This is a genomic window from Mycobacterium sp. (genome assembly GCF_040509115.1).
Taxonomy (GTDB): Bacteria; Actinomycetota; Actinomycetes; order Mycobacteriales; family Mycobacteriaceae; genus Mycobacterium.
On sequence record NZ_JBEVLO010000133.1, the window covers coordinates 1 to 2,913 of the forward strand.

Annotated in this window: 3 protein-coding genes; 1 reads left to right on the forward strand and 2 read right to left on the reverse strand. The window is 64.4% G+C overall.

Annotation, left to right across the window (positions count from 1 at the left end; all coding sequences use genetic code 11):
* The first annotated feature begins 507 nt into the window (after positions 1-507).
* Positions 508-939, forward strand: a complete 432-nt coding sequence (locus tag ABW137_RS10090) for a pyridoxamine 5'-phosphate oxidase family protein (RefSeq protein WP_526399426.1) — start codon at positions 508-510, stop codon at positions 937-939.
* Between the two features lie 31 nt (positions 940-970).
* On the opposite strand, the gene dosR is transcribed toward ABW137_RS10090, so the two are convergent.
* Entirely contained in the window at positions 971-1,618 is a 648-nt protein-coding gene (gene dosR / locus ABW137_RS10095; RefSeq protein WP_526399430.1) for a hypoxia response regulator transcription factor DosR/DevR, read from the reverse strand.
* 408 nt (positions 1,619-2,026) lie between these two features.
* A complete protein-coding gene (locus tag ABW137_RS10100) occupies positions 2,027-2,572 on the reverse strand; it encodes a GNAT family N-acetyltransferase (protein ID WP_526399428.1) in 546 nt (181 codons plus the stop codon).
* Positions 2,573-2,913 lie beyond the last annotated feature (341 nt).

Here is a 2,913-nt window from a genome sequence, read left to right on the forward strand (position 1 = left end):
ATCTCGGACCGCTGCCGTTCCATGCTGCAGTGTGAATTGCACATGGACCACCGTTTGTCCGAGAGCTAGGCAGTGAGGCAACGGTGGCCGTGGCATGGTCATGGCGGAGGAAAGAGTCGGGCATATCGTGGCAATTGGTTTAGTGGTCCGGCGAGCAATCTGACTTCAGCCGCGAGGACTGGCATGGCGTTAGCGCGGTCGTCGGCGGACGTATCGCGCGGCATTTTTGAACGACGACGCCGGCGAGGCTCTGGAAATGTCAATGCGATCAAGAGCTGTCCGGCGTTTACATCGGAGGCGTCCATATAACCCCGTGAACGTGAAGGCGTGATATTGCGTCTTGACCGGTCGAGTCGGGTGTCGCTGATAGGAGGTGCGCGCGGAATGCGTCTCCGCGTCATCGCTCACAACATGTCGCACACAGCACGTCGCTCACAGCATTTAGCCACCCCATCGAGTGACCAATGGCACCTGCGCCGGGCGGACTCACAAAGCTAACGTCGCCTCATGATCACAGCGGCACAACCCATTTCGATCATGTCCGAACCGCAATGTTGGGAACGGTTGTCCAGCGTCGCGCTGGGTCGGCTCGTCACCAGCGTTGCCGGTCACCCGGACATCTTCCCGGTCAACTTCGTCGTGCAAGACCACACCATCTTGTTCTCGACCGCGGAGGGCACGAAACTGGTCAGCACTGCGATCAACGACGAGGTGCTCTTCGAGGCCGATGAGTACGACGACGCAGGAGGTTGGAGCGTCATCGTGAAGGGCTGGACGCGCGTCGTCCGGACCGACGAGGATCGCGCCGCGGCAGAACGTGCCGCGCTGCGCCCATGGACGGCGACCACGAAGGACCACTTCGTGCGGATCCGGCCCTCCCGGGTGACGGGCCGGTCGTTCGCGTTCGGCCCCGATCCCGATCGTGCCCCATCGAGCTAAGTCTGCCAATCGCTGCGCGGTTGCCTCGCGATCAGTCCTCGGTGTGGTTGCTACGGCTGTGCTTGGTGGCGAACACCGCAGCCTGGGTGCGGCGTTCCATGCCTAGCTTGGCCAGCAGGCGTGACACGTAGTTCTTGACAGTCTTCTCAGCCAAGAACATTCGATCGGCGATCTGTTTGTTGGTCAAGCCCTCGCCGAGCAGATCGAGCAGGATCCGCTCCTGATCGGTGAGACCCGCAAGTGGGTCCGAGCGAGCCTTGTCTCCCCGCAAGGTGGCCATCAGTGCGGCCGCGGCGCGATTGTCGAGCAACGACCTACCCGCCCCGACGTCCTTGATCGCCTTCGCCAGCTCCATCCCCTTGATGTCCTTGACGACGTAGCCACTCGCCCCGGCCAGGATGGCGTCCAGCATCGCCTCGTCGGAGGTGAATGACGTCAGCATCAGGCAGCGGAGATCGGGCAGGCGGGAGAGCAGGTCCCGGCACAGTTCGATGCCGTTGCCGTCGGGCAGCCGCACGTCGAGCACGGCGACGTCGGGTCGCAGCGCAGGGATTCGTGCCATGGCGTCGGCCACCGTGCCTGCTTCGCCGATGACGTCGAGCTCTGGATCGGCGCTGAGCAAGTCGATCAGGCCGCGCCGGACCACCTCGTGATCGTCGACGAGGAACACCGTGACCATCGCTGTGCCCTTCCGGGGGTGATCGTGCGGTCGGCGTGGTGCGTGCACCAGGCCAATCGCGGAGTCGTCGTCCAGTCGTTGCCCATTGTGCCGGGTGTAACTCATCTCGCGCCCATCCGTTCGCAAATTAGTACCGAGCAATTCGCTTCATTCGCCTCACCGGGTGGCGTCGGCCACGCGAACTCGAGCAGTTCGTCGCCGAGGTGGCCCACCGCGAGGAGCCCGATCGAATCGACGTGACGCGCAAGGTAGGCGACGGGGTGGGAAGATGTCGGACATCTGCCCTCCGAGGAATTGCGGGACGGTCGAGTCCGACGGTAGGCCAGGCTCGGCGTCGGCGGTCAGGGCCGAACGTCCCTTAAGACTCGGCATTGGTCCACGCGTCAGGCCGCCGCCACGGGGTTCGACCTATTCTTCCTCCAGGGCATCCAGGTCCATGTCGATACTGAACACCGCGCCGTCGCGGTGAAACGTGACCGGCGCATGCGCATCCTGAATCACCCGGAGCATTGCATCGTTCTCCGCGAGCACGTCGGCGATCAGATGATGCTCGCCGCGGCGCCGAGCCGTGCGGACCAGCTCGCGCAACAGAGCCGTCCCCACCCCCCGGTCGTGTTCGTCGTGGGCGACGACGATGGCGATCTCTGCCTCTCCGGCGTGCTCGGCCTGGTTCGACGCGGCGTAGTTCGCCACCCCGACGAGTTCACCGCTGTCGAAGGCGCCCACCGCGACGACCCCCGGGGAAGGCGTGGTCAGCGACTCCGCCCACTTCTCTATGTACCCGGGGTGCACGGTGAAGAACCGGAAGTACCGTTCACGGTCGCTGAGGGTATCTGCAATTCGCAGCACCGAATCGTAATCGGCCGTTGACAACTGGCGCACCACCACGGTGACGCCGTCGCGCAGCGTGGTCGTCGTGTTGGCGATGAGCTGCGATCCTTCCGGCGTGATCATGGCACTCCAATGGATTTCGAGGACTCTGTCACGATGAGACTCAACCGCACCCGGCGCCGTGCCGCTAGGGCCATTTGGCCCCGGCTGAGCCGGACCGGCGCCCCGAAGGCAAACGGTCGGCATCGTTTGAAAGTCGCGTCAGTGCCGTTGGTCCCGCGTCGGGCGCGACCGTGGTCGGCAGGTGCCGAAGCCCACCCACGGCCCCTCGATCATCGAGTGACCTTCGACCCCGGGTGGGTGACCTAGGACCGCAGCGGCCAGACCGGATGGCGGCATACGTTTGGGCCAGCCCCGATGGCCGTGGCCGCAGCTCAGGTGACGAGGTACGTGAAATGTCGAAC